Source organism: Pelagibacterium sp. (assembly GCF_965249125.1).
In the GTDB taxonomy this organism is placed as follows: Bacteria; Pseudomonadota; Alphaproteobacteria; order Rhizobiales; family Devosiaceae; genus Pelagibacterium.
Genome location: NZ_OZ252217.1, coordinates 3150968 through 3176222 on the forward strand (window position 1 = coordinate 3150968; position 25255 = coordinate 3176222).

The window sequence follows — 25255 nt, forward strand, 5'->3', positions numbered from 1 at the left end:
GGGAGAGGTAAAATCGAAACCGAAAGGGATAGCCATGGCGGTTAAACGGATCGTTGCCAATATCGAAGGCACGCCCGAAACGGCGGCGCGGTTTTATGGCGAGTTGCTTGGTCTGGACGTCCTGATGGATATGGACTGGATCCGCACCTATGGCACCGATGGGCAGATGTCGGTTCAGATGAGCGTCATGTCAGAGGGCGGCTCGGGCACGCCGGTGCCCGACATATCCATCGAGGTCGACGATGTCGATGCCGTGCTCGAGAAGGCGAAAGCCATGGGTATTGGTATCGAATACGGCCCGGCGGATGAGCCCTGGGGCGTGCGGCGGTTTTACGTGCGCGATCCGTTCGGCAAGCTCATCAATATTCTTTCGCACGCTTGAATCGGGACAGGCAGGGACAAGGCCCCTCACCGGCCTGCCGGCCACCCTCTCCCCCGAGGGAGAGGGTCAATCCCACCGAACGCTCGGCAATAGTTTCAGTATCCGCGCGGCGGGGCAGGATCGTCGTTGAGGATCAGGTACATGTTGGCCTGATCGAGCCAGCGGCCGTTTTTGAAGCCCGATTGGGGCAGGATGCCGAGCATTTCAAAGCCGTGGCGGGCGTGAAAGCGGATCGAGCTTTCGTTCTTTGAATCGATGACGCCGACCATCAGGTGGAAGCCCTTGGCTTTCGCGTCATCGATCAGGGCAGCCATCAGCGCCGAGCCTACGCCCCTGCCCTGCGCCTCGTCGCGCAGGTAGATCGAATGTTCGACGGTCTTTCTGTAGCCCGAGCGCGAGCGATAGGTGCCGTAGCTGCCATGGCCGAGAATGCGGCCATCCTCTTCGGCGACGAGCACTGTAAAGCCATTCGCGTTGCGATCGTCGAGCCACGCCTTGCGGTCGGCCAGGGTTTCCTCGGTCTCGCTCCAGATGGCGTCGAGCCGGCGGATGGCGTCGTTATGGATATCGAGAATTTCGGGCAGGTCGTTGTCGGTGGCAGGGCGAATGTTCATCGGGCAGTATGTACCTGTTCAAAGTCTTGAAATGGGCTCTTATAGCAGCCGCTCGATGGTCTGGCGCAGCAGGTCGAGGTCGCTGTCGCGCGACAGGCGGTGGTCGCCATCGGGAACGAGAGTGAAAGTCACCGGGTCGGAGACGAGGTGACTGACAAGCTTGAGCGCATGGGCCGGGGGCACGTCGGTATCGTTGCCGCCTTGCAGAATCGCGACGGGACAATGGGTGCGGATGGGGGCTCCGAACAGGAGATGGCGTTCTCCATCCTCGATCAGGGTACGGGTGAGCACATAGGGCTCATCGGAATAGTCGGAGGGCTGTTCCACCCTGCCCTTTTCCCAAAGATCGAGCAGTTCGGCGTCGGTGAAGGTTTCACGCATCAGGTCGCGCGTCATGTCGGCAGCGGGGGCGATCAGCACCATGGCGCGCACCCGTTCATTGCCGCGCCGACGCAGCGCGCGGTTGAGCAGCAAAGCCAGCCAGCCGCCCATCGACGAGCCGACAACGATCTGGGGACCGGTTGTGGTCTCAAAGACCGCCAACGCCTCTTCGAGCCAGAGCGAAATCGTGCCGTCGAGAAAATCGCCACCCGATTGCCCATGGCCTGAGTAATCGAAACGGGTGACGGCGAGACCTTTTTCCGCGCCCAGAGCGTCAAGCGCCTGAGCCTTGGAGCCGGCCATATCGGAGCGGAACCCGCCCAGCCAGAACAGGCCGGGGGCGCCGCCGGGCCGGCGCAGGGTGGCGATTTCGCGCGCCGTGTTGCCCTGGCCAACGCTCAGGGCGGCTTTTTCGGTCATTGCATTTTCCTGCCCGAACACCATATCGGGGATGTAGCCGCTGACCCGCCGGACCGCAAGGGAACACAGTGCGTGATCTTGCGGCAACCGGTGTGACCGCCCGGGCACCAACAGTGCTTTGCCTGTTGACTTTGTGCCAATTTACCAAGATTTTAGGCGCGTTGCGCCAGCCACGAGCGGGCATGCGCAGCTATGGAAAACCACTGAAAGGAAATTCAGCCATTCGTCGTCCGATGAGACCCGTGCAGCCCCAAAAGGATGGGCCGCGCTCCAACAACGAAATCAACGTCCCCGAAATCCAGCTTATCAACGCGGAAGGCACCAATGTCGGTGTCGTGCGGACAAGCGAAGCCATTGCCATGGCCATGGAAGCGGGGATGGATCTGGTCGAGATCTCTCCCAATTCGGCCCCGCCGGTGTGCAAGATTCTCGATCTGGGCAAGTTCAAATACGCCGCCCAGAAAAAGGCGGCCGAAGCCCGCAAGAAGCAGAAGGTGATCGAGGTCAAGGAGATCAAGCTCCGGCCCAACATCGACACGCATGACTATGACGTGAAAATGCGTGCCCTGGAGAAGTTCATCGGCGAAGGCGACAAGGTGAAGGTGACCATGCGGTTTCGCGGACGTGAAATGGCGCACCAGAACATCGGCCTGGAGCTGCTTCACAAGGTCAAGGACCAGTTCGAGGAGATCACCAAGGTCGAATCCAACCCGCGCGCCGAAGGGCGCCAGATGGTGATGGTGCTCGCTCCGCGCTGAGCCCGGCGCTCCATCTGCGTTACGCACATGCAAAGAGGTGGCCGCAAGGCCGCCTTTTGTCGTTTTGGGGCAGCGCGCAAGTGTATGCAAAGCCCTGTGAACCGGCTTGACGTGGATGGGTTGAGCCTAAAACTTGAGCACGGAAAAATTAAGCCTGTGAAAGCGCCGGTTTTGACCCAAAATTGAGCCTTCATTAACCCCGCACGCTCTTACTGGTCCTTACGCAATGTCCCAGAAGGGAAAAGGGGGCCGGTATCATGCTGTCCAGACTTAGCGTGGCGCAGCGCATCTACGCATCATTTGGTGCAATGATCGCGCTCCTGGCCGCAATCGTGGCGTTTGCCTATTTCGGGGTAAGCGCCGTCTCGCAGACCTTTTCAGATTACCGCGCCGCGGCGCGGCAGACCCTGGCCATTTCAGGTTTTGTCGAACAGCTTTCAGCAGCCCGGCTTGCCGATCTCGATTATCGGCTGGAAACCTCGGCCGATACGGCCCAGGCACTGGCCGACCGGATCACAAATCTGCAGTCGCATGACCCCCAGGTGATGGCGCTGTTTGAGGGCGACGCGCAGACCGAAACGGCGATTGCCGAATTTGCCGGTTCCGCGCAGGCCTATGAGGCCGCATTTTTCGAAATGACCGAACTGCAATCGCAGATCGATACCGGTGTTGTCGAATTGCGCGCGGTGGGCGACCAGTTGCGCGCCGATTCGACAGCGGCGCTGCGGGCGGTGAGCGGGAATTTCAACGCCACGGGCTCGGCCGGGTTTGGTGTGCAGTCGACTATCCTCACCCAGTTCGAGGTCGAGCAGTTCCTATTGACCGCCGATCCGGTGCGGCTGGACACAGCGGCCGAGAATGCCGCCCTTGCCAAAGAGAACCTGCAAAAGCTGCACGATGCGGTGATTTCCAATTCCCAAAAGGCGACGGCCAATCGCATGATGGACGGGCTCGATACCTATATGGCCCAGGCCGGCGGACTGGCCGAAGCGATCGACGCCCGGAACACTGTGATGAGCGAACAGCTCGACGTGCTCGGGCCGCAGATGGAACAAGCGTTTGGCGCCATGCTCGCCTCGGTGCAGGCGCGCCAGGACGCGCTGGGGCCTTGGGGTGCCGCCATGGCGGCCACGACGCTCAACGTCGTCCTGATCGCGGGGGTCGCGGCGCTGATCGTGGGCACGGTACTGGCGATGACGATCGGCCGGGGCCTGTCGGGCACCATCAAGCGGATTGCCGGCCGCATGCGCCAGCTGGCCGATGGCGATCTCGATCTGGAGCTCGATCAGCATCAGCGTCACGAAGTTGGCCAGATGGTTGAAGCGCTGACGGTGTTTCGCGACAATGGCCGCGCCATGCGCGACATGGACAGCGAAAAGGCCCGGATGGCCGCCGAGGATGCCGAAGATCATCGTATCCGCGCCGACCTGCAGGCCCGTATCAAGAGCGTGGTGTCAGCCGCCGTGGCCGGGGATTTTTCAGGGCGCATCGCGGTTCGATATGACGACCCTGAGCTCGAAAGCTTCGCGCAAAGCGTCAATATGGTGATGGAAACCGTGGACCGGGGGCTTTCGGAAACCGGACAAGTGCTTTCGGCGATGGCCGACGCGGACCTGTCACAACGGGTCAGCGGGACCTATGAGGGCGCCTTTGCACGGCTCAAGGACGACACCAACGCCATGGCCGAAACGTTTGCCGAGATCGTCGGACGGCTCAAGGACACCTCGCGAGCGCTCAAGATCGCGACGGGGGAAATCCTCTCGGGCGCCAACGACCTTTCGGAACGCACGACCCGGCAGGCGGCGACCATCGAGGAGACATCGGCCTCCATGGAACAGCTTGCAGTGGCGGTGAGCGGCAATGCGCAGAAGGCTCAGGACGCTCTTGAGAAGACACGTGCCGCGTCCACGCTGGCCCAAAAGGGCGGCACGGTGATGGGTGAGGCCAACCAGGCGATGGAGCGGATCACCACATCCTCGGCCAAGGTTTCCGACATCATCAAGATGATCGACGACATCGCCTTCCAGACCAATCTTCTGGCGCTCAACGCATCGGTGGAAGCGGCGCGGGCCGGGGAAGCGGGCAAGGGGTTTGCCGTCGTGGCGGTCGAGGTGCGACGGCTGGCGCAGTCCGCCGCGCAGGCGTCATCGGAGGTCAAAGTGCTGATCGAAGAGAGCGCCAACGAGGTGGGCGACGGATCAAAGCTTGTGGCGCAGGCGACCGAAACGCTGGCTGCCATCGAGAACGCGGTGATCGAAAACGCCGAGATTATGGGCGGCATTTCCAGTGCCAGTCGCGAACAGGCCACCGCTATCGCCGAAATGTCCTCTTCGGTGCGGCTGCTTGACGAGATGACCCAGCATAACGCGGCGCTTGTGGAAGAAACCAACGCAACCATCGAGCAAACCGAGACGCAGGTGACGACACTGGACGGCATCGTGGCGCGCTTTACCATCGATGGGGCCGCTGTCAGCGATGAAGCGATGTGGGATATGGACCAGGAAGTCGAAGCGCCCGCACCCGCGCCTCAAGCTCGCCGCCTGTCCCACGGAAATGCAGCGGTGGAAACCGACTGGTCCGAGTTCTAGAGCATTTCAGCGCTTCCTTGAATCGCTTCAATTGCCCTAAGTCTTTGTTTTATCGCGCTTCCGAACCGGATAAGTGGTAGCCACCTATCCTGGAAGCGCTCTAGGCTGTAGTGACGATTTAATGTTTTGGGATTCCCACATCGCGGCAAATCAGATTCAACGCTGACTTTTGGGAGGTCAGCGATGGATGGCGAGATTTTACGCGACGATCAGTGGGAACAGATCAAGCCGTTTGTCCCGGGCGGTCGCAAGGGCAAGCGCGGCCCACGTAGTGATGGGCGTCGGTTTTTCAATGCGCTTTTGTGGATGGCCCGGTCTGGTGGCCGCTGGCGCGATCTGCCCGAAGACCGGTTCGGTCCTTACCAGACGGTCAAGCGGCGCTATTACCGCTGGATCGAGATGGGCGTGTTTGATCGTCTGTTCGAGGCGGTCGCAAACGCTCCCGATCTCGAATGGTTGGCCATCGACGCCACAGTGATCCGCGCCCAGGCCCAGGCCGCAGGGGCGCGGCGAAAAAGGGGGGAGCGCAAACCCAGGCTCTCGGTCGCTCCCGTGGCGGTTTCGGCACCAAGCTCCATGCCGTAGTTGATGCGCTTGGCCTGCCGGTCCGCTTTGCGCTCGGGCCGGGTCAGCAAAATGATATGGCACCCGCCTGCGATCTGGTCGCCGGACTGGCCGCGGGCAAAGTTCTCGCCGACCGGGCCTATGACGCCGATAGCCTCCATGATGTCATTCTCGATGAAGGCGGCGAGCCAGTGATCCCGCCCCGCCGCCACCGCAAATACCAACATGGCTACGACAAGATCGCCTATCGGCAACGCTGGGGCATCGAAGGTTTTTTCGCCAAGCTCAAGCAGTGGCGCCGCATCGCAACTCGATATGACAAGCGAGCCGCCCACTTCCTCGGCTTCGTCAAAATTGCCAGCGTCATGCTGTGGCTTAAATGATTAAATCGTCACCACAGCCTAGAGCCCAAAAGAAAAGCCCCGCCGGACGCGGGGCTTTTTGTTTCGATGGCCGCTCGGTCAGGCGGCGGGCGTCCGCCGGCGGGCAAAGAACGCGGTAACCGTGTGGTTGTCGCGATGATTGCCGCCCGAGATGGCCGCAAACCAGGCACCGGCTGCACCAATGGCCAGAGACGCGGCGGTGAGGAAGGCGCCAAGGATGCCAACAGTCCGGGCCTGTTCGGCAGCAGCGACAATGTCGTCCTGCACGCTTTGGGCCTGGGCGATGATTTCGTCGACGCGAGCCTCGGCTTCAGCCTGATCGAGATCGGTGCGTGCCGCAACCAGTTGGGCAACATAGGTACGGTCGTCTTCAGAGACGCCTTCACCGGTAACGCCGTCGATCAGGATGCGGCCGACTTCGTCACGGGTGGCCGCGGCGTCGCCTTCGGTTGTCGTGGCGGTGCGCAACAGACGATCGATGCTCGACTGGAACGGGGTTGATTCATCGCTGATCGCCTGTCCTGCGGCAGCGCCCGCACCCTGTGCGGCACCCCCGACAGCTGCGCCAACGCTGGTGGCGAGCGTGCCCAGACCACCCAAAGCGAGAACGGCCGTTACAACGACCGCAGTCGCCCAGACCAAAAGGCCATGGAAACCGTCGCGAATGTCGGATTCGTCTTCGGTGGCGTCATAATTGCGCCGGCGCATGCGGCCGGTAAGGTAGCCGCCGATCATAAGCGCGGAAACCTGAACCCAGATGACCCAGATCGCCATGGCAATGGCGATCCAGAACAGGGACACGCCGTCGCGACCGAACGGATCGGTTAGGCTCAGCCCGATAGCCGACCCGAAGGCCAGAAGGACCAGTGAGATGGCGGCGGCGACAATGCCGCCCGCCAGAATGGCCGGCCAATCGACATAGGAGGAAGTTTCCTGGGCGATATGGGGCTCGGAGGGAGTTATTGTCGTCATGGGCCTGGGTCCCTCGATATGGCTCAAGCGAGGCCGATGAAAGAAAGGATGGCCATGACCACGACCACAAGGCCTACGAGATAGATGATCGCATTCATTGTCGTTCTCCGTATTTCCTGCCCGTGCACCTTGCGGGCAAATTGATGTTGGATGGCCAAGCGCGCGGGCATTTCCGCGCAAGCGCTAGAGCACGAAAATCAGCAATAGGATGACGAGCGGCAGGGGGATGCCGATCATCCAGAGCAAAAGTCCCTTGAACATAAAACCGTATCCCTCACTGCGCTTATTTGTCGTGGGAATAAGACTCATGGCGGCAGGTTGGTTCCGCCCTCGGCCTCGGCACGCGCGAGGAGCGCGCCAAAAGAGCGTGCGTCGAACCATCAAGAATGGGGGAGGCTTAGAGAGTTTCCCCGTTTCCTTGAATCGCCTCAATTGCTCCAAGTCTTTGTGTGGTCGCGCTTCCGAACCGGATAAGTGGTATCCGCCTATTGTGGGAGCGCTCTAATAGTCCTGTTCGTAAAACAGGCCGACGCCGGAATTGCCCGTGGTGCTTGTGGTGCCGCGGGCCCGCAGTTGCTCGGTGATGTCGAGATCGATGGTGACCCGGCTTTCCCCGGCCCCCGCTTCGACGCCGAGATAGATGTTGTCGTCGATATAGGTGCCGGCGCGCACCCCGACATTGCCTTGTGCGTCGGTGACGATGTCGAGATCGTCGAGCCCTGCCGCTTGGCGCAGTGAGCCAAGAAGCGAGCCCGAGCCACTGCCGCCACCGGCCAGTTCGGCCGCCGCAGCAGCCAGTTGTGCCAATTGCAGCGGGGAGAGTTCGCCCACGCCGCGATCGAAAATCAGTCGGGCGAGAACTTCGTCCTGGGGCAGCATGGGATCGGACGAGAACGTCACTTCGGGCGATGATGCGCGGCCCGAAACCGTGACGATGACGGTGATGTCATTACCCTCGGTGCGGGCGACGAGGTTGATGAAAGGGTCGAGATCGCCGATCAGTGTGACCGTGCCTTCATCGAAATCGATACGCTGGCCCAGAATCGAGAGCCGGCCACGGATCAGTTCCAGCCCGCCCACGGGCTGGATGTCTGCCACATTGCCGTTGATCTGTACCGAACCACCGACTTCTGCATCGAGGCCACGGCCGCGGATGAAAACCTGATTGGGCGCGGAAATGGTGATGGCGAGTTCGAGCGGCACGCTGGCTGTCGTGGTGCTTGAGGCACGCTGGTCGATACGGGCCCGCGCCAATGTCGCGGCAACCGGTGAGGGCGGACGGACGTGGTCGACATCAATCACACTGACCGCGCCGCTGAAGCCTTCTGGGACCGTAATATCGGCGCGGGCGATATCGATGTTGCCGGCCAGCCGCCCACCATTGGCGATGGGACCGGTGAGGCGAAGATTGCCGTTCAGCGTGGCGACCACGAGATTGCCGTCGGCATAGCGCGCCGCGTCGAAATTGATCGCGATATCGGAATTGAAACCGGCATCGAGGCCGACAAAGCCGGACGCCGAGACCGAGCCACCCGTGGCGAGATTGGCGGTAAGGGTGTCGATTGTCACCCGCTGGGCTGAAAGCGATGCGCTGCCAGTGATGCCGACCAGGCGCAGAGCGAGACCGGGATCGATGAACTCGCCATTGGCGACGGAGACGGTGCCCGAGAACTGGGGATTGTCGAGGCGGCCGGTAACCCTTGCGTTGAGCGTGGCGGTTCCCGAAATCTGCGCGCCGCGATCGGCCACGAACCGATTGGCGAGCGAAAGGGGGGCCGAACCATTGACCGCGATATCGAGACCGGTCCCTTCAAGCGGAATGGTGCCCTGAGCGGTGGCGCTGAGCCCGCCCGAGCCGTTGGCACGGGCCTGCGAGAGGGTGATGGTATTGTCGGCAAAGCTGCCCTGGGCGGAAAGCGTGAGCGGCGCGATGCCGAATTCGGCAATCGCGGCGGCATTGATGCCGTTGGCCTCGACCGAAAAGCTGGCGCGCGGATCACTGGCCTGGCCCGAGATTTGCGCGGTGCCCGAAACGGTGCCGGCCAGCCCCAGATCGGGAATTATGGTGTTGGCGATGTTGAGCGGGAAGGTCCGAACGTCGAGCGCGATATCGAGAGCTTGTCCGGCGCTGCCGGTGGCGGTGACGCGGCCCGAGCCCACGGCCAGTTCGACTCCCGAAAACGAGACCGTCTCATCGGCGACGGTCAGTTCGGCCGGTTGTGCGAGGCTTGCGGCAAGCTGGCCCTGGGTGAGCCGGAAATTGTCCAGCGCCACCCGGTACCCGTCGGCGATGGGTTCGAGCAGACCGGCCAATGCCAACTCGGTGCCCGCATTGAGCGAAGCATTGCCTGCAAACTGCGTCGTTTGCTGGCTGGCCGTGGCGCGGAGGGAGACGGACTGCACATTGGTGCCCGCCGCAACGATATCGGCGCCATTGATCGACCCGTCGATCACCGGGACGCCGAACAGGTCGACAATCGCAGCTTCGGCATTGGCCGAGCCGATGGAGATGTCGTTGAACCTTACGGCGTTGAACGAAGCTGTGACGTCTGCGCTTTGGGTCTCGCCTTCCGGGTTCAAGATTATATCGGCGTTGACCGCACCGCTCGCGTCGGCCAGTGCAAGGGCTGCTGCGGTTTCGATATTGGGTGCATCGAGGGTTAAACGGCCATCGAGCAGGCCGTCGGCAAAGCGCGTAAGGTTTCCGGAAAGCGCGGTGCCGGGGGCCTCGAAACTGATGTCGGACAGCCTCAAACGCTCGGCATTGTTGTCGATGTCGCTTGACAGGGTGACGCGGAACCCGTCGAGCGATGCAGCACCGGCAAGGGAGCCCACGAGCCCCTCTTGGGTCGAGGTGCCGTCAAAGCCGATATTGGCGTTGCGCAGACTGCGCCCGTCGAGCGAGCCTTGGGCAATATCGAGGTCGGCCGTGAGTGCGATGGTGCCCTCGGCACCCTGGGCGGTGCCCGTCGCCGTCAGGCGGCCCGACATTTGGGGATTGATCAAAGCGAGATCGGCAAGTGCCAGATTAAAGGTGAAATCGGCGGTGCCGGTGGCGTAGGTGCCATCGGCAACCATTTCGATCTGGTTGTTGGCGATGCGGAAATCCTCGGCCTCGAGCCCGGCTTCGCTGCGCGCCACCCGGCCCGAAAGGGCCACGGTGCCTTCAAGCAGATTGTCGGCGATCTCGTCATCGACCGCCAGGTTGGTGCCATTGCCCATAAGCGCAAGGTCGAACCCGCCGGACAGCGGCGCAATCGTTCCGGTGGCATTGAGCGCGATAGCGCCCGAGAGATCGCGTTCGGCCAGTCCCGAAAAGGGGGCAATGGAGTCTGTGGTGAGCGCGAGATCACCGGTAAAGACATTGTCGGCAATGTGACCCGCCGCCTCGAAATTGAGCGCCTGGGCCACAAGGCGAAGCTGGGCGAGGGTTATGGGCTGGCCCGCCTCCCACATGCCGGCGAGGCCGAAACCGATGGAGGACCCCAGCGCCTGGGAAATTTCCTCGGACGAGGACGAGACACCTTCAAGCATGCCGTCGCCATTGAACGTCACGCGGCGGGCTTGTGGGTCATCAAGATCGGCAGCGACGCCGGAGGTGTCGAGCACCAGGCTCTGTGCGGCGAAATCGGGGGTGGAAAAGCCCAGAAGTTCAAGACGCCCCGACCATTGGTCGGAACCCTCATCGCCGTAGTCGACATCGAAGCGGGCGCGCTGAATGCGGGTGGAGGCGCCGGGCACCGGCAGGGTGACCGTATCGCCCGAGACGGGGGAAATTTCACCGGCCACATCGAGACGGCTCAGAAAGCCATCGGCGGTGGTGGCGGCATTGGCCAGAAGCGACAGCTCGCCGCCCGAGAGCGAGAGATTGGAGATTTCAAAGCCACCGGCATCGCGCATCAGCGCGTCCAGTGAAAGTGCGGTCTGTTCGCCAAAGAAATCGCGATAGGCGGCGGGCAGGACGGTGGAAAGCGGGCCGCGCAGATCGGCGACAATTGCCAGTCCCTGGGCGTTCTGATCGAGCGTGCCCTCCCCGGTCAGGATACGGTTGCCATCGGCATCGAAGGTCAGCCCGATTTCGAGATCGTCGATCGGACCGGCGCCCTGAAGACCCAGAGCGATTTCCGGGCGCCCCTCTATATTGAGGAGGTTGGCGACGATACCGTCTTCCGGTTCGACGAGTTCGAGCCCGAGATCGATCTCGCGCGTCTGGTTGGCGTATTGCAGGTCAAGATCGAGCGTGCCGCCAGGGCCATCCAGGCGCTCGATATCGAGCCGGGCATCGATGGCGCCACCCTCGAGCGTCATCGATCCGGCCAGCGAGATTTCCGAACCGAGCCCGAAAACCTGTTCGCCGAAGCGCACATTGGGAACCGAAAGGTTTTCGAGAATGACCGCGACAGGCAATTCAGGAACGGAAAACCCGCCCGCCTCGGGGGACGGGGCGGCGGGGGCAAGGGTTGAAACCGGGTTGCGGATATAAGCGATGGAATCGGCGGACAGCGACTGGATTTCCAGCCGCCCGAACAATAGGGCGCCCTGGTTCCACTGCAATTGCGCGTTTTCGACAATCAGCCAGATGCCTTCGGTATCGGAAATGGTGATCTGGTCGATCGAGGCGTTGGACGAGAGCGCGCCATCGATGCCGGTGAGCCTGATCTGGCGATCGGGCGTGGAGATCTGGTTTTCGACAAAACCGACAAGCGCCCCGCGCTGTTCTGCTTCATTGAGCTGGGTGGCGCGGGCCAGCATGTCCATGAGGCTTTCGCGCTCGGGCTCCTGGGCCAAGGCGGGGACCGGCATGGCGAGCGAGACAACAGCGATTGCGGCCAGAACGCGCATCAGAACGATTGTCCTATACCGACATAGAGCGCGTAATCGGGATCGCCCGGGCTCTTGTTCAAAGGCAGGGCGACATCGAGACGGAGGGGGCCGAGGGCCGTGTAATAGCGGATGCCCACTCCGGCGCCGAGCCGGAGTTGATCGAAATCGGGGAATGTATCGGCGGCGACATAGCCGCCATCGACAAAGGCGACGGCGCCGAACTGGTCGTTGAAGCGAACGCGGCCCTCCACCGAGGCTTCGAGGAGATAGCGGCCACCGGTGATGTTGCCCAATCCGTCATCGACGCCGATGGAGCGATAGGCATAGCCGCGCACCGAGCCGCCGCCGCCGGCGAAAAACAGAAGGTCGGGCGGGATTTCGGTGAGCGCAGGGCCGGCCACCGCGCCGGCCTTGATACGTCCGGCGAGAACATAATTGGCGTCCTCGTCAAAGGCGAAATAGGCGCGGCCCTCGAGCGTCGCGCGGGCGAGGAAATTTTCGTACTCGAACTCATAAAGCGGATCGAGTGTCGCTTCGAGATAGAAGCCCTGCGTGGGGTCGAGATCGGAGTCGCGATTGTCGAACACGCCGCGCCCGTAAAGGCCGGCGGTGGTGAAATTGCGGTTGCCGAAGGTCGCGTCGTCCTCGAAATAGGAGTGCTGGAACTGAAGGCCAACGCTGCCCGAGATATCGTCGGTAAAGAGCTGCTCGATGCCCAGCCGCCCCTGAACCGAGGTTTCGGTATAAAGCGGCAGGACGGAGCGGTCGGCGCTGAGCGAGGCGACAAGGTCGGTCTCGGGGGTAAAAATGCCCGGCTTGGTGAAGGTGCCGCCGAAGGCATAGTCGAATTCTGCGGTATCGATGGGGAAGCTGATGCCGGCCACCTTGGCGTCGAGCCGCAGGCGCTCGGCCTCGCCGAACAGATTGCGGTGCAGCCAATAGCCTTCCACGCCAAGCCCGTCGAGCGTGCCATAGCTGGCGCCGATGCCGAAGCGACGCAGGGCCTGTTCCTGCACGATGATCTGGTAGGGCAGCAACCCATTGGGCTGGACCTGCTGGGCCGCCTCGATGCGCATCGAGCGGAAAACGCCGAGCCGGGTCAGCCGTTCGCGGGCGCGTTCGATATCGTCGGGGTCGTATTCGGCGCCCTCGACCAGCCCGGTCTGGCGGACGATGAAGGCGGGGCTCATATTTTCGGTGCCTTGGACCCCTATGGGACCGATGGCGGCGTAAGCGCCCGGATCGACCACGATCGAGACCTCGAGCGTACGACTGGGATGGTCGGCAACCACGTCGCGCGACGCGATCTGCGCCTTGGGATAGCCGAGCTGTCGCCATGCCTCGACAAGACGCTGTTCGGCCTGGGCGATGATGGTGGCGCGCGCCACCTGGCCGGCTACGAACCCGATTTCGGAGGGGGCCTCGACCATATCGGTCTCAAGAACAGGCATGGGTGCCCGATTGGCAACGCTGAGCGGGCCGAAGACGAATTGGGGGCCAGGCTCGACGGTGACCCGGATCTGGCTCGGTTCGGGCAGGCTGGCGTCGGGTGGGATTGAAGCGGCTTCGCGCCCATTGACCAATATCGATATCGCCCCGCCATAGTAGCCCAGATTGTAAAGTGCGCCGGTCATGCGGGCATAATCGCCACGCGCCCTGGCCAGAAGGCCCGGCGCGCCCGAAGAGGGCTCATCGCGCTCGCCCCAGAGACTGGACGCTCCACGCAGCGCGGCATCGATATCGCCTTCGGTGCCGGTTTCAAATGTCAGGTCATAGGTGCGCGGATCAGCGATCACCGCGTTAGCGTTCTCGGCGTCCGAGCCGAAGAACTGGATACCGAACAGCTCGAATCCGAACGCGGGGCCGGTAAAAAGCGTACCGGCCATACAAAGGGCAATCAGGCTATGGCGCTTGTTGGCTTTCACGGCTGGTACGCAATCCACACTATCCATTCCGCTCAACTGGAGGGCCGAACCGCAGGGCAGATCGCTCCAATTTGATCAAAATCCTAGCACAGGACGGGTTAACGGCAACCCCGCCCGCCCCATAAAGGGCACGATTGTGATCGCAGTGTCGCAGTCCGGGCACGCTCAGCGCTGCGCGCCAGCCATCGAATCGAGCAGCGCGAACGTGCTCGTCACCAGATCGATGGCGGGGCGCAACGGCGCGTCGGCGCCCGAGGCGATGGCGGGCTGGGGCACATCGCGGGAGGCTCGGTATTGCGCGTAAGCGAGCCGCGAAGGCGCTTGTGGAGCCGCACTGTCCGCCGGCCCGGCGGCAGGGGCTTGTGCCAGCGCAATGGCGTCGAGCGCGTCGGCCTGGGCGGGAGCCGGACCGTCGATCTCGAGCCCCAGCGGACGGGAAGGCGGCAGAAATCCGAGCGGGGTGCCTTCGAACACCGCTTCGACCGGCTCGGCCGCGGCGACTTCGATGGTTTGGGCAATTTCAGCGACCGGCGGCGGCGGGGTGACGGCAGCAACTACCGGTGCCTCGAGATGGGGCGGAGCCGGCGCGATGGGCGAGGCCGGGCCGGGGCGCAGTCCGGTCTCCTCGAGCAGGCCGGCGGCCTTGGCCTCATAGTAATAGCCCTTGGCGTAGAGCTGGACGGCGCGATCGTGGCTGCCATTGGCCAGGAGCCAGGCACCGCGCAGATATTTGACGGCGTAGATCAGATTGGTTTCTGCGTTGAGAAGGTCGGCCGGCTCACCGCGAAAGCCCATGGTGCGGGCCGTGGCGGGCAAAATCTGCATCAATCCGTAATAGGGCCCGTTGCGGGCCGCGGGATTGAAGGTGCTCTCGCGGTTGATGACGCGGCGGACGAGTTCGAGCGGGACGCCGTAATATTGGGCGTAGTACTGGGCGAGGACCTCGACTTCGGCGCGTGAATGGCTCTGCGCATTCGCAGGCACGGCCGAAAACCCCAAAATGAGGGCGGCAAACAGCGCGATAAGCCGTCTTGCGATCATTGAGACCCGAAAAAGAAATTGAACCCTGAGCAGCGCGCATAGCACACGGTTCACAATAAGGGGACCGGATGTGGCAAATTAGGGGCGACAATCGGGCAATGCGATAACTTTTCGGCCCGTCCGATTGCTGATAGAGCGTCCGGAATGCTCAATCCCATGCCCAAGACCTTCGATTATAACCCGCCGCGCGAGCCCTGGCTCGACATCCTCCATGAGGATGACGACATCGTGGTGTTCAACAAGCCCTCGGGGCTGTTGAGCGTTCCCGGCAAGGACCCAGCGCTGTTTGACAGCCTGCAAAGCAGGGCGCTGGAGCGGTTTCCGGGGGCCGGCACGATTCACAGGCTCGACAAGGACACTTCGGGCATCATCGTGATGGCCAAGCACAAGGGCGCGCATGGCCATATCGGCAAGCAGTTCGAATATCGCCAGACCACCAAATTCTATGTCGCCCGGGTCTGGGGCGATGTGGCCGAGGACGAAGGGCTGATCGATCTTCCCTTGGCGACGGACTGGGAGAACAAGCCGCGCCAGGAGGTCAATTACGAGCGTGGCCGGGCGAGCCAGACGCGCTGGCAGGTGGTCGGGCGCGAAGCGCGTGCGACGCGGCTAAAGCTCATCCCTATCACCGGGCGCACGCATCAATTGCGGGTGCACATGAAAGAGATCGGGCATCCGATCCTCGGCGATGAATTCTATGCGACCGGAGATGCGCTCGCCGCCGCCGACCGGCTGCAATTGCATGCGGCGGAACTCGGATTCAGGCATCCAAGCGGGGGAGAACCCGTGTTGTTTCGTTCCGAGCCGCCCTTTTAAGGCGTACGAAAAAAGCCGGCCCCCTTCGCGGGGACCGGCCTGTCGTTGCGTTGCCCTCAGAGGCATCCATCAGGCAACGCGACGAATATCGGCTCGCGCCTTGCGCTCGGCGCGCTCTTCGACAAGTCCCTTGTGGAGCGCGATGATCGCGGCGTCGAAATCGGTTTCCTCGACCAGCACCTGCAGATCGACCTTGCGGATCATGTCGGTCAGCCCGATCGGCTCGATTCCCGCCTCATCGAGGGCGGCGATGGCGCGCGGCAGGATCTGGACGCCGCCCAGGTCGCGGCCGATGGCCGAAACCATGGCGAGCTTGCGCAGCGTGGTGCTGGCTGTGGGGAAGGCCTGGGCCAGATCGGTTTCAACCCGCTTGATCGCCTTCATCGAGCCCTTGAGATAATGGGTTATGGTGTTGGCGTTGGAGGTCTTGGAGATGATCCAGACCTTGTGGCGGGTCAGGGCCTCGAGGATCCTGGTGTCATAGCCCTTCACCCCGACCATGTCCTGATCGTAAAACTCGAGGGCAAATACGCCCTTTAGTCCCGTGACGATCTCGGCGCCCGGCGTTCTGGGTTCGAGATCGCTCATGATGACGGTGCCCGGATGATCGGGTTCGAACGCGTTGGTGACGCGCAGCGGGATCCCGGCCTGGCGCAGCGATTTGGCCGCGCGGGGGTGGATGGCTTCCATGCCCATATTGGAGAGCTGGTCGGCGACATCATAATTGGTTTCGCCGATGACCTGCACCTTGTCGGAACCGACCAGCTTGGGATCGGCCGAGGACAGGTGGAATTCCTTGTGGATGATCGCTTCTTTTGCGCCGGTTACGACGGCCACGCGGGAGAGCGTTACTTCGGAATAGCCGCGGTCATAGGTTTTCATGAGCTGTTCGGAGCACTGGGCATAGCCGGTGACGATGGGCAGCTCGGTTTCGAAATCGACGCCCTCGAACTGGCGCGCGATATGCTCGTCGAGCGGCAGTTCGCCATCCTGACGCCAGCCGGTCAGATCGATGAAGCGGGCGTTGACCCCGTTCTGATTGAGGAGCAGGGCCGTATTGAAAGCCGATTGCGCTTCACCCAGGGCCGAGAGCATTTCGCGCACGGTCAAAAGATGGGCTTCGAGCTGGAAATGACCGAACGAGCACAGGCGCGAAAGATCGATCAGACACGAGCGCACGCCTTCGATCCGCTCGCGGATGAATTTGTCGGCCTGCTCGCGGGTCGCGGCGTCCGGGAAAATCTCGGCGTTCTTTTCGACCATTTTCGAGGCAACCGAAGAGAGCGCATCGCCCCATTGCCAGCCGCTTTCCGCGCTGGCAAACAGCGCGTAAACGCCGGGCTCGTCGGATTTTTTGTGTTCGAGCAGGGCGTCGGTCATGCCGCCATAGGCGGACACCACGAAAATGCGATCATAGAGCTCAGGGCCCTTCCGGTCGCCGACGAGCACGGTGCGCAAAAGCTCCTGGCTGCGCGACATCGACGTGCCACCGATTTTTTCGACTGTATGGGTCTTGGCTGTCACTTGTTGCCTCCGATTGGGTCGGGGTGCCCGGCGGGACCGATAAATCCCGCCGAATGGTTGTGGGCGCCTTGTGGCGCTTATTCGAGTTTGCCCGAGGCGATCTCGAACGGGCCCTTGGGGTCGCGGTTCGAAAGGAAATCGGGACGGGGCTTGTTGGCCGCGAACGGCTCTTCGACCCTGTTGGACCAGGCGTTGTAGACGAAGAAGGCGTTCGAGCGCGGGAACGGAGTGATGTTGCCGTTCGAGCCGTGCATTGTGTTGCATTCGAACAGGATCACCGTTCCGGCCTTGCCCGAGGCGTATTCGATGCCGAATTTTCCGGCCAGATCGGACAGTGCCTTAGGGCTGGGGACGCCAACTTCCTGCTTTTTGAGCGAGGATTTATGGTTGTCGTCCGGCGTTTCGCCGGCGCACGACACGTAATGCTTGTGCGAACCGGGCATCAGCATCAAGGGGCCATTGAGCGCGTCATTGTCGGTCAAAAGGATCGAGGCGGAAATGGCCCGCATGCGGGGCATGCCGTCCTCGGCGTGCCAGGTCTCGAAATCCGAATGCCAGTAAAATTCCTTACCGGTAAAGCCGGGTTTGTAGTTCAGGCGGCTCTGGTGAAGATAGAGATCGTCATCGAGCAGAAAGCGGACCTTTCCGGCAATCCGCTCGTCGCGGGCCAGCCGGTTGAACAGGGCGCTCTCGTCCTCAAGCCGGAAAATGGTGCGCACCGCATCCGAATCGGGTTCGGTCACCACATTATCGGAGTTGAGGCCGGCCTCACCGGACCGCAGGCGGCGCGATTCTGCCTGAAGTTTTGCCACCTCGGCGGGGGAAAAGACGTTGTTCAAGACCAGGAAGCCATTCTTGTCGAAGTCTTCGGTCTGGGCGCGGGTCAGGGGCGCCTGGGGCGTCCAGTTGCCCCAGAACACCGGGTCCTTGCGCTCGAGCCAGTTTTCCTCGGCAAGTCGTGTTGGATAGGCGTCCGATCGGGTGTGAACTGCGGAGAGTGTCATTGCTTCCTCTACTCGTTGGTTCGGGGTTTTTTGGGTTCGGGGTTTTTGGGGTGCGCCTTATGCGCTCTTTGCCAACTCGGCGGCCGGGGCGTACGAACCATCGTCGCGATGGACTTCGGTGCCGGTCACCGGCGGGTTGAAGCAGCACGCCATGACCATTTCCTCACGAGCGGTCAGGCGATGCCGGTCGTTCTTGTCGAGTGCGTACATCACGCCAGGCTTGATCTGGTAGACCGTGCCGGTTTCAAGATCCTCGATCTCACCATCGCCCGAGACGCAATAGACGCTCTCGAAATGGTGCTTGTAGTGGAACTCGTGGCTGGTGCCGGCATGGATGCGGGTGATGTGAAACGAAAAGCCCATGCCATCGCCGGCCAAAAGCAGGCGGGTTGAATCCCAGCCGTTGGAATTGACGAGCCGGTCGCCCTGGCGAGCATCCTCGAGATCGCGAACAATCATTTTGTATTCCTTTTCTTTTTCCGGGCGCGCTGGCGATTACTCGGCCGCGGCGCGCGAAACATCCTTGTCGAGCACGGCTTCAAACGCGTCCTCGATGATGTCGAGGCCCTTGTCGAGCTGGGCGATGTCGATAACGAGAGGGCAGAGCACCTTGACCACTTCGTCACGGCCACCCGAGGTCTCGATGATCAGGCCCTTGTCGAAGCATTTGGCGCAGATGTCGGATGCAACATCACCGTTTTCGGTATTGATGCCCATCATCATGCCGCGGCCGCGCAGGGCCAGACCGTAGCGCTTGGCAATGGCGCCAAGACGGGTTTTCAGATGCTCGCCCTTGGCCCTGACCGAATTGGCGAAGGCATCGTCGCGCCAGAATTTTTCCAGCGCCACGCGGGCGGTGACGAAGGCATGATTGTTGCCCCGGAAGGTGCCGTTGTGCTCGGCGGGCTTCCAGATGTCATGCTCGGGCTTGAGAAGCGTCAGAGCGAAGGGCAGGCCCATGCCCGAAAGCGATTTGGCCTGGGTGATGATGTCGGGGTCCAGGCCGAACTCTTCGAACGAAAAGAAATTGCCCGTGCGCCCGCACCCGGCCTGGATGTCATCGAGGATGAACAGCGCGCCGTGTTTTTTGGCGATTGTCTGGATCTTTTTGAGCCATTCGCCCGACGCGGCGTTCAGGCCACCCTCACCCTGCACGGGTTCGACGAGGATCGCCGCGGGGGCGTCGATGCCGCCCGAAGGATCGTCGAGCATCTGTTCGAGCATGCCGGCGGTATCGACATCGGGGCCGAAATAGCCCTCAAACGGCGCGCGATGGACGCCGTTGAGGTCGATCCCCGCTCCGCCGCGCTTGCCGGCATTGCCCGTCGCGGCGAGCGCGCCAAGGGTCATGCCGTGAAAGCCGTTGGTGAAGGCGATCACATTGGTGCGGCCGGTGACCTTGCGGGCCAGCTTGATGGCCGCTTCAACGGCGTTGGCGCCGGTGGGACCGGTGAACATGAGCTTATAGTCCATGCCGCGCGGCTTGAGGATGATGTCCTCATAGGCCACGAGGAACGCCTCTTTGGCCTTTGTGAACATGTCGAGCCCGTGGGCGATGCCGTCGGAGGTGACGTATTCGACCAGAGCCGCCTGCATGTCGGGGTCGTTGTGACCGTAGTTCAGCGAGGAGCAGCCGGCGAGAAAATCGATATATTCGCGGCCGTCTTCGCCGTAGATGATCGAACCCTTGGCCTTGCCGAAGAGTTTGGGAAAGCTGCGCGAATAGGAGCGCACCTGGCTCTCGACGCGATCGAATGTTTCGTGTGTCGTGGTCATCTTAGCGTGTCTCCTTGCTTTTCCCGTGTCGCGCTCCCGAACCGAAAAAGTGGTTGCCACTTTTTCCGGGACTGCTCCGTGCGGGACAGCAGAATTTGGGATCAGGGGGATTCTTGCCTGCATGAGATGCGATGCGCTGCCGGTCCGCAGTTAGTGGCGGCAGCGCTTCCTATCTCTTAGGCCGCGGAACGAACGGGCAAAGCCGCGCGCTCGAAGGGGCCGATGGTGACAAGAAACTCCGTATCGTGCAGGCCGGCGAAATGGTCGTCGCGCTTGAAGTGCGGCTGACGAACCAGATCGGCGTCCAGCGTATCGGCAATCGACCCGAACAGGGCCCATGAGGGCTTATTGTCCTTGGTGATGGTCGATTGAACCTGGGTGACGCCAGCGCAGACCTTGCGGGCGAGCACAGCATTGATCAGGCGCTTGGCCATGCCTTTGCCGCGGGCCTTTTCGGCCACGCAGACCTGCCAGACGAAATAGGTGTCGGGGTGCTCGGGGGGAATGTAGCCGGACACCCAGCCCACGATTTCGCCATCCATTTCAGCCAGCGCACATGTGGAAGCGAAGTGGCTGCACTGGAGCAGATTGCAATACATCGAATTGTCGTCGAGCGATGTCGTATCGGAAATGAGCTGCCAAACACCCGCTCCATCCTCGCGCCGGGGAGCGCGAATCTTGATGGACGAGCGCGGATCGGCGCTAAGGTCCGTATCGCTGACTGCTGCGAGTTTCATGGGATGCCTCCATTTACGTTCACGCAGTTAGTTAGCTTGTTCAAACTAAATGTCAACCCTCGGAAATCGTTCCAAATTTTGACACATTCCAATTTATCCAGTCATTTCATGAGCATGATGGGCAAAATGGTAATTTTGCAACGCGCGCATTCATTTGGGGAAAGGCATCTTACCTTGCCAATTTCATTAGTCTTATCTAAATGAATTCGACAAAACACCGCCGGCTGGGGCTTGGGAGAGCGGGCAAGCAGAGGTAAAGACCATGAACACACTCGTGCTGGAGCCAAGCCGCGCCGTGCAAGCCCCGACAAAGACTGCGCTTTCAGCGCTGCGCAAAATCCTGCGCAAGACAGAGCTCAATTCAAAGGCGTTGATGCGCGAGACGGGGCTGACCCCGTCCCAGCTCATCTTCATGCAATTGCTCGATGACGGGCTGGAGCATACGGCCGGGTCGGTGGCGGCGCGCATGGGGATCACCCAGGCGACGACCACGGCGCTGATTCACAAGCTCGAAGCGCTCAATATGGTGGCGCGCCGCAAGGGCCAGACCGACCGGCGCCAGGTGTGGCTGAGCCTGACCGAGAGGGGCCGCAAAATCCTCGAGATCGCGCCCGACGGCGCGCACGCGCAGTTCCACGAAGCGTTTTCCAATCTCGAGGAATGGGAACAGCTCATGCTGATCGCCGCGCTGGAGCGGGTTGCCGCCATGCTGGGCGCCCAGGACGACGCCGCGGCGGTTCTGGCGTCCGATCCGGTTCTGGCCCCGCGTACGGAGCCAAACAGCTAGAGGACCATGAAGTCGTCGAACGTATCGGGGACGGCCGGGGTAGCGATGCCCGCCTGGGGCGCCCCGAAGAGTCCGTCATGGACCGCGCGTTCGGCCTCCATGGTATAGAGCCGGCGCAGGCCGGCGACGAGCGCGGCCAGTTCGGCGGTGTGCTCGGAAGGCGTCTCGTCGGGCGCCAGACCCGCGATCTGCATCCTGATATCGTCCATGGCTTCCGACAGCGCGCCCAGGCCATCCAGACCGTTTGCCGCCCTCTGGAGCAGGGCAATGACTTTGGTGCCATCGGTGTCAAGGCTCGACAGGGCACCGGCCAGTTTCTGATCGAGGCCGGACAGCAGTTCGAGCGCGAGGATGGCGCCCTGCTCGAGCCCCCTGCCCTCGACCGCGCCATCGGCCTCGGTCGCCGCACCGAAGGCGTCAGCCAGGGTGGCGGACTGACTCAACCAGTCGACGGCGCTTTCGGCGGCCTGAACGGTCTCGCTTGTCAGTTCACGCAATTGAGTGGCAATGACGGTGAGAGAGGCACCGCGCGGGCCGAGTTGGGCGCAGCGGACCGCGGCGTTGAGACTGACCAGCCGCATATTGGCCTCGATGTCCTGAACGGCCTCAACATGGCCAAGCAGTATGCCCACTGTACGGCGCACGATCGCTGCCACGGCCTCGAGCTTGGCGCGCTCGGCCTCGAAATTACCCAGCAGTGAGACTGCGGCACGCAATTGGTCGCTCAGGCTGGCAATGGACGAGGATTTTCCGGCATCCGAGCCGTACTGGCCGCGACTGCGCGTCATGATCGTTTCGGCATCTGCGGCGAGCGCGGCAAGGGAGCGCTCGGCCTCGCCCACCTCGGCACCGAAATCGCGCGCCGTCTCGGCCAGCTGAGCCTGTTCGAGCGTGGCAATCGCGGCGAGGGCGTCGGGATGGCTTTCGGGCTTGAACTCGGTATCGAACACAGGCACGCCCGAGAGAATGTCGGCGAGACGGTGAAAGCCGGTTTCGATGTGCTCGAGCCGCTGACGGGTGGCATCGCCGACCTGGAGCGCCATCACCGCGCTGCCGATCTGGCCAACGATTTGCCGGGACAGCCTGCTGGTTACCGCGCTGCCATCGACGGCCGAGGCGCGCTGGTTTTCAAGGGCGCGCAATGTTGCTGTCAGGCGACCCGCGAGATCGGAGAGCGTATGGGCGTGCGCTCCTTCGAAGCGGTTACGCTGGCTGACGGCGGCATCGACCTCGACGACGAGCTGGCGATAGACCTGCGAAAATTCCTTGAGCGTTAACGTAGCCGATTCCGAAAGCGTGGCGATATCGGTGGTGAAGACGTCGAAATCGTCAGTGTCCTCGGCGATACTCGCGGCGGTCACGCGCGCATTGATCGAAACAATGCCCATCATCTTGATGGTTCGATGCAGATCGGAAATCGGCAGATTGGCGGCGCGGACCACTTCGAACAGGCTTTCAAGATCGATCCGCTCCTGCCCGAAGGCGTCCGAGAGCGCTGCCGCGCGGCCGGCAACAGCTTCAAGGTGAGCAGTCGCTTCTTTGACTTCGACGCCCTGCAACGCATCGGGCAGCGCATCGAAAAGCTTGATGAGCTTGTTGAGCAGCGAAGCGCCCTCGGTGAGGCATCCGCCGACCGAGACGAACGCGGTTTCGATCTTTTCCCGGTGCCCGGCCAGATCGGCGGCAAGCTTGTTTATGGCGGGAGGTTTGGCGGACATGCTCATAAAGTTCTCTCTCCCGGTCGGGCGGTCTTGTGGCCAAACGCCACGATGTCTTCGGCGATTTTTGCAAGCGGCAATACCCGTCCGGCAGCGCCGCGCTGGATGGCTTCCTTGGGCATCCCGAACACCACCGAGGTCTCTTCGTCCTGGGCGATGGTGGGACTGCCCATCTCGCGCATTTCCAAAAGACCGCGCGCGCCGTCGTCGCCCATCCCGGTCAGAATGATTCCGAGCGCGTTGCGGCCCGCGGTTTGAGCGGTGGAACGGAACAGGACATCGACCGAGGGACGGTGGCGTGAGACGTGGGGTCCGTCGGCGATCTTTACTGTATAGCGCGAGCCGTTGCGCACCAGCATCATGTGATGGTTGCCCGGCGCCATGAGCACCTGCCCGGCCCGAATAACGTCGCCATCCTGGGCCTCCCTAACCGACATCGCGCAGCCCGCATCGAGACGGCGGGCGAAGGCACCTGTGAATTTTTCGGGCATATGCTGCACGATAAGGATGGGCGGGCAGGCCGCGGGCAGGGCTTCGAGGATCTCGCGCAGGGTTTCGGTCCCACCGGTCGATGCCCCGATGGCCACTATCGGTTCGGTCACCGGAATACGTTCGATCAGGCTCTTGCGGCGCGTTTCGGAAATGGCGGGCAGGATGACATCGGCGGTGAGCTTGGATTCCACGGTCAGGGACGGCGCCTGCTTTTTCATGCCACGCATCTTGGCGTGGGCGGCTCCCTTGGCGGCATCGCAGATGCGCATGCGCGACTCATGGAGAAACTGGGCCGTGTCGACCCGCGGCTTGGCCACCACGTCGACAGCGCCAGCCTCGAGCGCCTGCATGAACGTGTCCGAACCGGCTTCAGCAAGGCTCGAACAGATGACCACCGGAATGGGACGCTGGGACATGATCTTGCGCAGGAAGGTCAGCCCGTCCATGCGTGGCAACTCGATATCAAGGAAAATCACGTCGGGCACTTCCTGGCGGATGCGCTCGGCGGCGACATAGGGATCGGACGCGGTGGCCATGACCTCGAGATCGGGGTCGGCGGAAATGATATCACTGAGCGTTAACCGCACCGAGGCGCTATCGTCGATAATCAGGACGCGTATCTTCTCGCTCATGGCGCGACGCCTTCGGCCTTCTGGAACACGGCGGGGGCGATCTGGCGCATTGTAACCGAGGTGCCGATCATCGATTCCGAATGCCCCAGCAGCAGATAGCCGCCCGGGCGCAGATGACCGACAAGACGATTGATTACGGCCTCCTGATCGGATTTCTCGAAATAAATCAGGACGTTGCGCAACAGGATGATGTCGACGTCACGATCAAAAGGATAGGTTCCGGCCATAAGGTTGAGGCGCTGGAACCGCACGAGGCGCCGCAATTCGGGCGCGATGCGCACTTCGGGGCGCGGTCCGGCCTTGCGGGCAAACATCAGATAGCGGCTCTGCTTGGCGGGCGGCACGGGCGTGATCTGATCGGCCGGATAGATAGCTCTGCGCCCCTGGTCGAGAACGTCGGTGGAAATGTCGGTCCCGAGCAGGGCAAAGCGGAAATCGCGTCGCTGGGCTGCGATATCTGCCAGCACCATGGCCGCGGTATAGGCTTCGGCCCCGGTGGAGCTTGCGGCGCTCCACACCTTGAGCAGCGGCATGCGCTCATTGCGCCGCGCATCGAGGAGTTTGGGCACCATCAGCCTTTCCATGAGATCGAAATGTTCGGGCTCGCGGAAGAAATCGGTCTTGTTGGTGGTGACGGCATTGATGAGATAGGGCAGTTCGCCATCGAGCCCACCCTTGCGAAACAGATGGTCGCCATAGGCCGAAAAACCGCCCAGTCCGAGAACCCGAATCCGGCGGCGCAATCTGCCCTCGACCATCAGGCGCTTGGTGGGTGGCAGCTTGATACCGACCTCGCGGCCGATCAGCGCCGAAATGCGCTGGAAGTCGGTTTCGCTCAGACGATCGTCATCATCGATATCGGTTGAGAGGCGGGCTAACGCGGACAATGAGGGAACTCCATGGGGGGTGCGGCCGGC

Annotated in this window: 21 protein-coding genes; 6 read left to right on the forward strand and 15 right to left on the reverse strand. The window is 62.1% G+C overall.

Annotated features, from left to right (window positions below):
• The first annotated feature begins 34 nt into the window (after positions 1-34).
• Positions 35-382, forward strand: coding sequence for a VOC family protein (locus ACP148_RS15250; RefSeq protein WP_421952060.1), 348 nt, complete (start codon positions 35-37; stop codon positions 380-382).
• A gap of 95 nt (positions 383-477) precedes the next feature.
• Here ACP148_RS15250 and ACP148_RS15255 read toward each other — a convergent pair whose 3' ends face one another.
• On the reverse strand, positions 478-996 hold the full coding sequence (locus ACP148_RS15255; protein WP_421952061.1) for a GNAT family N-acetyltransferase: 519 nt from the start codon (positions 994-996) through the stop codon (positions 478-480).
• 39 nt (positions 997-1035) lie between these two features.
• The gene (locus ACP148_RS15260; RefSeq protein ID WP_421952062.1) at positions 1036-1797 is read right to left on the reverse strand and encodes an alpha/beta hydrolase; all 762 of its coding nucleotides are present in this window, start codon (positions 1795-1797) and stop codon (positions 1036-1038) included.
• 233 nt (positions 1798-2030) lie between these two features.
• Here ACP148_RS15260 and infC point away from each other — a divergent pair, with 233 nt between their 5' ends.
• From infC to ACP148_RS15275, 3 genes are all read left to right on the forward strand, one after another.
• Positions 2031-2555: a translation initiation factor IF-3 gene (gene infC, locus ACP148_RS15265; protein WP_421952063.1), complete on the forward strand. Its 525-nt coding sequence runs from the start codon at positions 2031-2033 to the stop codon at positions 2553-2555.
• Positions 2556-2812: 257 nt separating this feature from the next.
• Entirely contained in the window at positions 2813-5143 is a 2331-nt protein-coding gene (locus ACP148_RS15270; RefSeq protein ID WP_421952064.1) for a methyl-accepting chemotaxis protein, read from the forward strand.
• A 183-nt stretch (positions 5144-5326) separates the two neighbouring features.
• Positions 5327-6090 (forward strand): IS5 family transposase gene (locus tag ACP148_RS15275; protein WP_421951250.1). Its coding sequence is split into 2 segments (ribosomal slippage): positions 5327-5654 and positions 5654-6090, totalling 765 coding nucleotides; the frame shifts between segments, so codons are not numbered across the junction.
• A 78-nt stretch (positions 6091-6168) separates the two neighbouring features.
• Here the strand turns inward: ACP148_RS15275 and ACP148_RS15280 are convergent.
• The 5 genes from ACP148_RS15280 to ACP148_RS15300 all read right to left on the reverse strand — a co-directional run bounded on the left by ACP148_RS15280 (position 6169) and on the right by ACP148_RS15300 (position 14852).
• Positions 6169-7062, reverse strand: coding sequence for a hypothetical protein (locus tag ACP148_RS15280; protein ID WP_421952065.1), 894 nt, complete (start codon positions 7060-7062; stop codon positions 6169-6171).
• A gap of 23 nt (positions 7063-7085) precedes the next feature.
• Positions 7086-7220 (reverse strand): hypothetical protein, encoded by a 135-nt coding sequence (locus tag ACP148_RS15285; RefSeq protein WP_425033560.1) that lies wholly within the window; start codon positions 7218-7220, stop codon positions 7086-7088.
• Between the two features lie 343 nt (positions 7221-7563).
• On the reverse strand, positions 7564-11904 hold the full coding sequence (locus ACP148_RS15290; RefSeq protein ID WP_421952066.1) for a translocation/assembly module TamB domain-containing protein: 4341 nt from the start codon (positions 11902-11904) through the stop codon (positions 7564-7566).
• Positions 11904-13772 (reverse strand): autotransporter assembly complex protein TamA, encoded by a 1869-nt coding sequence (locus ACP148_RS15295; protein WP_421952067.1) that lies wholly within the window; start codon positions 13770-13772, stop codon positions 11904-11906. The genes ACP148_RS15290 and ACP148_RS15295 overlap by 1 nt, the downstream gene beginning before the upstream one ends.
• A gap of 204 nt (positions 13773-13976) precedes the next feature.
• A complete protein-coding gene (locus ACP148_RS15300) occupies positions 13977-14852 on the reverse strand; it encodes a transglycosylase SLT domain-containing protein (RefSeq protein WP_421952068.1) in 876 nt (291 codons plus the stop codon).
• A 156-nt stretch (positions 14853-15008) separates the two neighbouring features.
• Between ACP148_RS15300 and ACP148_RS15305 the strand changes: the two genes are divergently transcribed.
• Positions 15009-15668 (forward strand): RluA family pseudouridine synthase, encoded by a 660-nt coding sequence (locus ACP148_RS15305; protein WP_425033561.1) that lies wholly within the window; start codon positions 15009-15011, stop codon positions 15666-15668.
• A 69-nt stretch (positions 15669-15737) separates the two neighbouring features.
• Here ACP148_RS15305 and ACP148_RS15310 read toward each other — a convergent pair whose 3' ends face one another.
• From ACP148_RS15310 to ectA, 5 genes are all read right to left on the reverse strand, one after another.
• Positions 15738-17192 (reverse strand): aspartate kinase, encoded by a 1455-nt coding sequence (locus ACP148_RS15310; RefSeq protein WP_421952070.1) that lies wholly within the window; start codon positions 17190-17192, stop codon positions 15738-15740.
• A 77-nt stretch (positions 17193-17269) separates the two neighbouring features.
• Entirely contained in the window at positions 17270-18196 is a 927-nt protein-coding gene (thpD, locus tag ACP148_RS15315) for an ectoine hydroxylase (protein WP_421952071.1), read from the reverse strand.
• A 57-nt stretch (positions 18197-18253) separates the two neighbouring features.
• Entirely contained in the window at positions 18254-18655 is a 402-nt protein-coding gene (locus ACP148_RS15320) for an ectoine synthase (RefSeq protein WP_421952072.1), read from the reverse strand.
• A gap of 36 nt (positions 18656-18691) precedes the next feature.
• A complete protein-coding gene (gene ectB / locus ACP148_RS15325; protein WP_421952073.1) occupies positions 18692-19972 on the reverse strand; it encodes a diaminobutyrate--2-oxoglutarate transaminase in 1281 nt (426 codons plus the stop codon).
• 176 nt (positions 19973-20148) lie between these two features.
• Positions 20149-20709, reverse strand: coding sequence for a diaminobutyrate acetyltransferase (ectA, locus tag ACP148_RS15330; RefSeq protein WP_421952074.1), 561 nt, complete (start codon positions 20707-20709; stop codon positions 20149-20151).
• A gap of 262 nt (positions 20710-20971) precedes the next feature.
• Between ectA and ACP148_RS15335 the strand changes: the two genes are divergently transcribed.
• The gene (locus ACP148_RS15335) at positions 20972-21496 is read left to right on the forward strand and encodes a MarR family winged helix-turn-helix transcriptional regulator (RefSeq protein WP_421952075.1); all 525 of its coding nucleotides are present in this window, start codon (positions 20972-20974) and stop codon (positions 21494-21496) included.
• On the opposite strand, the gene ACP148_RS15340 is transcribed toward ACP148_RS15335, so the two are convergent.
• Genes ACP148_RS15340 through ACP148_RS15350 form a run of 3 tightly spaced genes read right to left on the reverse strand, consistent with a single transcriptional unit; the run spans position 21493 to position 25225 of the window.
• Positions 21493-23220 (reverse strand): hypothetical protein, encoded by a 1728-nt coding sequence (locus ACP148_RS15340; protein WP_421952076.1) that lies wholly within the window; start codon positions 23218-23220, stop codon positions 21493-21495. The genes ACP148_RS15335 and ACP148_RS15340 overlap by 4 nt on opposite strands.
• The gene (locus tag ACP148_RS15345) at positions 23217-24338 is read right to left on the reverse strand and encodes a protein-glutamate methylesterase/protein-glutamine glutaminase (protein ID WP_421952077.1); all 1122 of its coding nucleotides are present in this window, start codon (positions 24336-24338) and stop codon (positions 23217-23219) included. The genes ACP148_RS15340 and ACP148_RS15345 overlap by 4 nt, the downstream gene beginning before the upstream one ends.
• The gene (locus tag ACP148_RS15350; RefSeq protein WP_421952078.1) at positions 24335-25225 is read right to left on the reverse strand and encodes a CheR family methyltransferase; all 891 of its coding nucleotides are present in this window, start codon (positions 25223-25225) and stop codon (positions 24335-24337) included. Before ACP148_RS15350 ends, ACP148_RS15345 begins: the two co-directional genes overlap by 4 nt.
• Positions 25226-25255 lie beyond the last annotated feature (30 nt).

Excerpts from the sequence above, each read along its gene's own strand:
- ACP148_RS15250 (WP_421952060.1), top strand. The coding sequence starts at position 35 with ATGGCGGTTAAACGGATCGTTGCCAATATCGAAGGCACGCCCGAAACG.
- ACP148_RS15255 (WP_421952061.1), bottom strand. The coding sequence starts at position 996 with ATGAACATTCGCCCTGCCACCGACAACGACCTGCCCGAAATTCTCGAT.
- ACP148_RS15260 (WP_421952062.1), bottom strand. The coding sequence starts at position 1,797 with ATGACCGAAAAAGCCGCCCTGAGCGTTGGCCAGGGCAACACGGCGCGC.
- infC (WP_421952063.1), top strand. The coding sequence starts at position 2,031 with ATGAGACCCGTGCAGCCCCAAAAGGATGGGCCGCGCTCCAACAACGAA.
- ACP148_RS15270 (WP_421952064.1), top strand. The coding sequence starts at position 2,813 with ATGCTGTCCAGACTTAGCGTGGCGCAGCGCATCTACGCATCATTTGGT.
- ACP148_RS15280 (WP_421952065.1), bottom strand. The coding sequence starts at position 7,062 with ATGACGACAATAACTCCCTCCGAGCCCCATATCGCCCAGGAAACTTCC.
- ACP148_RS15290 (WP_421952066.1), bottom strand. The coding sequence starts at position 11,904 with ATGCGCGTTCTGGCCGCAATCGCTGTTGTCTCGCTCGCCATGCCGGTC.
- ACP148_RS15295 (WP_421952067.1), bottom strand. The coding sequence starts at position 13,772 with ATGGCCGGTACGCTTTTTACCGGCCCCGCGTTCGGATTCGAGCTGTTC.
- ACP148_RS15300 (WP_421952068.1), bottom strand. The coding sequence starts at position 14,852 with ATGATCGCAAGACGGCTTATCGCGCTGTTTGCCGCCCTCATTTTGGGG.
- ACP148_RS15305 (WP_425033561.1), top strand. The coding sequence starts at position 15,009 with ATGCCCAAGACCTTCGATTATAACCCGCCGCGCGAGCCCTGGCTCGAC.
- thpD (WP_421952071.1), bottom strand. The coding sequence starts at position 18,196 with ATGACACTCTCCGCAGTTCACACCCGATCGGACGCCTATCCAACACGA.
- ACP148_RS15320 (WP_421952072.1), bottom strand. The coding sequence starts at position 18,655 with ATGATTGTTCGCGATCTCGAGGATGCTCGCCAGGGCGACCGGCTCGTC.
- ectB (WP_421952073.1), bottom strand. The coding sequence starts at position 19,972 with ATGACCACGACACACGAAACATTCGATCGCGTCGAGAGCCAGGTGCGC.
- ectA (WP_421952074.1), bottom strand. The coding sequence starts at position 20,709 with ATGAAACTCGCAGCAGTCAGCGATACGGACCTTAGCGCCGATCCGCGC.
- ACP148_RS15335 (WP_421952075.1), top strand. The coding sequence starts at position 20,972 with ATGAACACACTCGTGCTGGAGCCAAGCCGCGCCGTGCAAGCCCCGACA.
- ACP148_RS15340 (WP_421952076.1), bottom strand. The coding sequence starts at position 23,220 with ATGAGCATGTCCGCCAAACCTCCCGCCATAAACAAGCTTGCCGCCGAT.
- ACP148_RS15345 (WP_421952077.1), bottom strand. The coding sequence starts at position 24,338 with ATGAGCGAGAAGATACGCGTCCTGATTATCGACGATAGCGCCTCGGTG.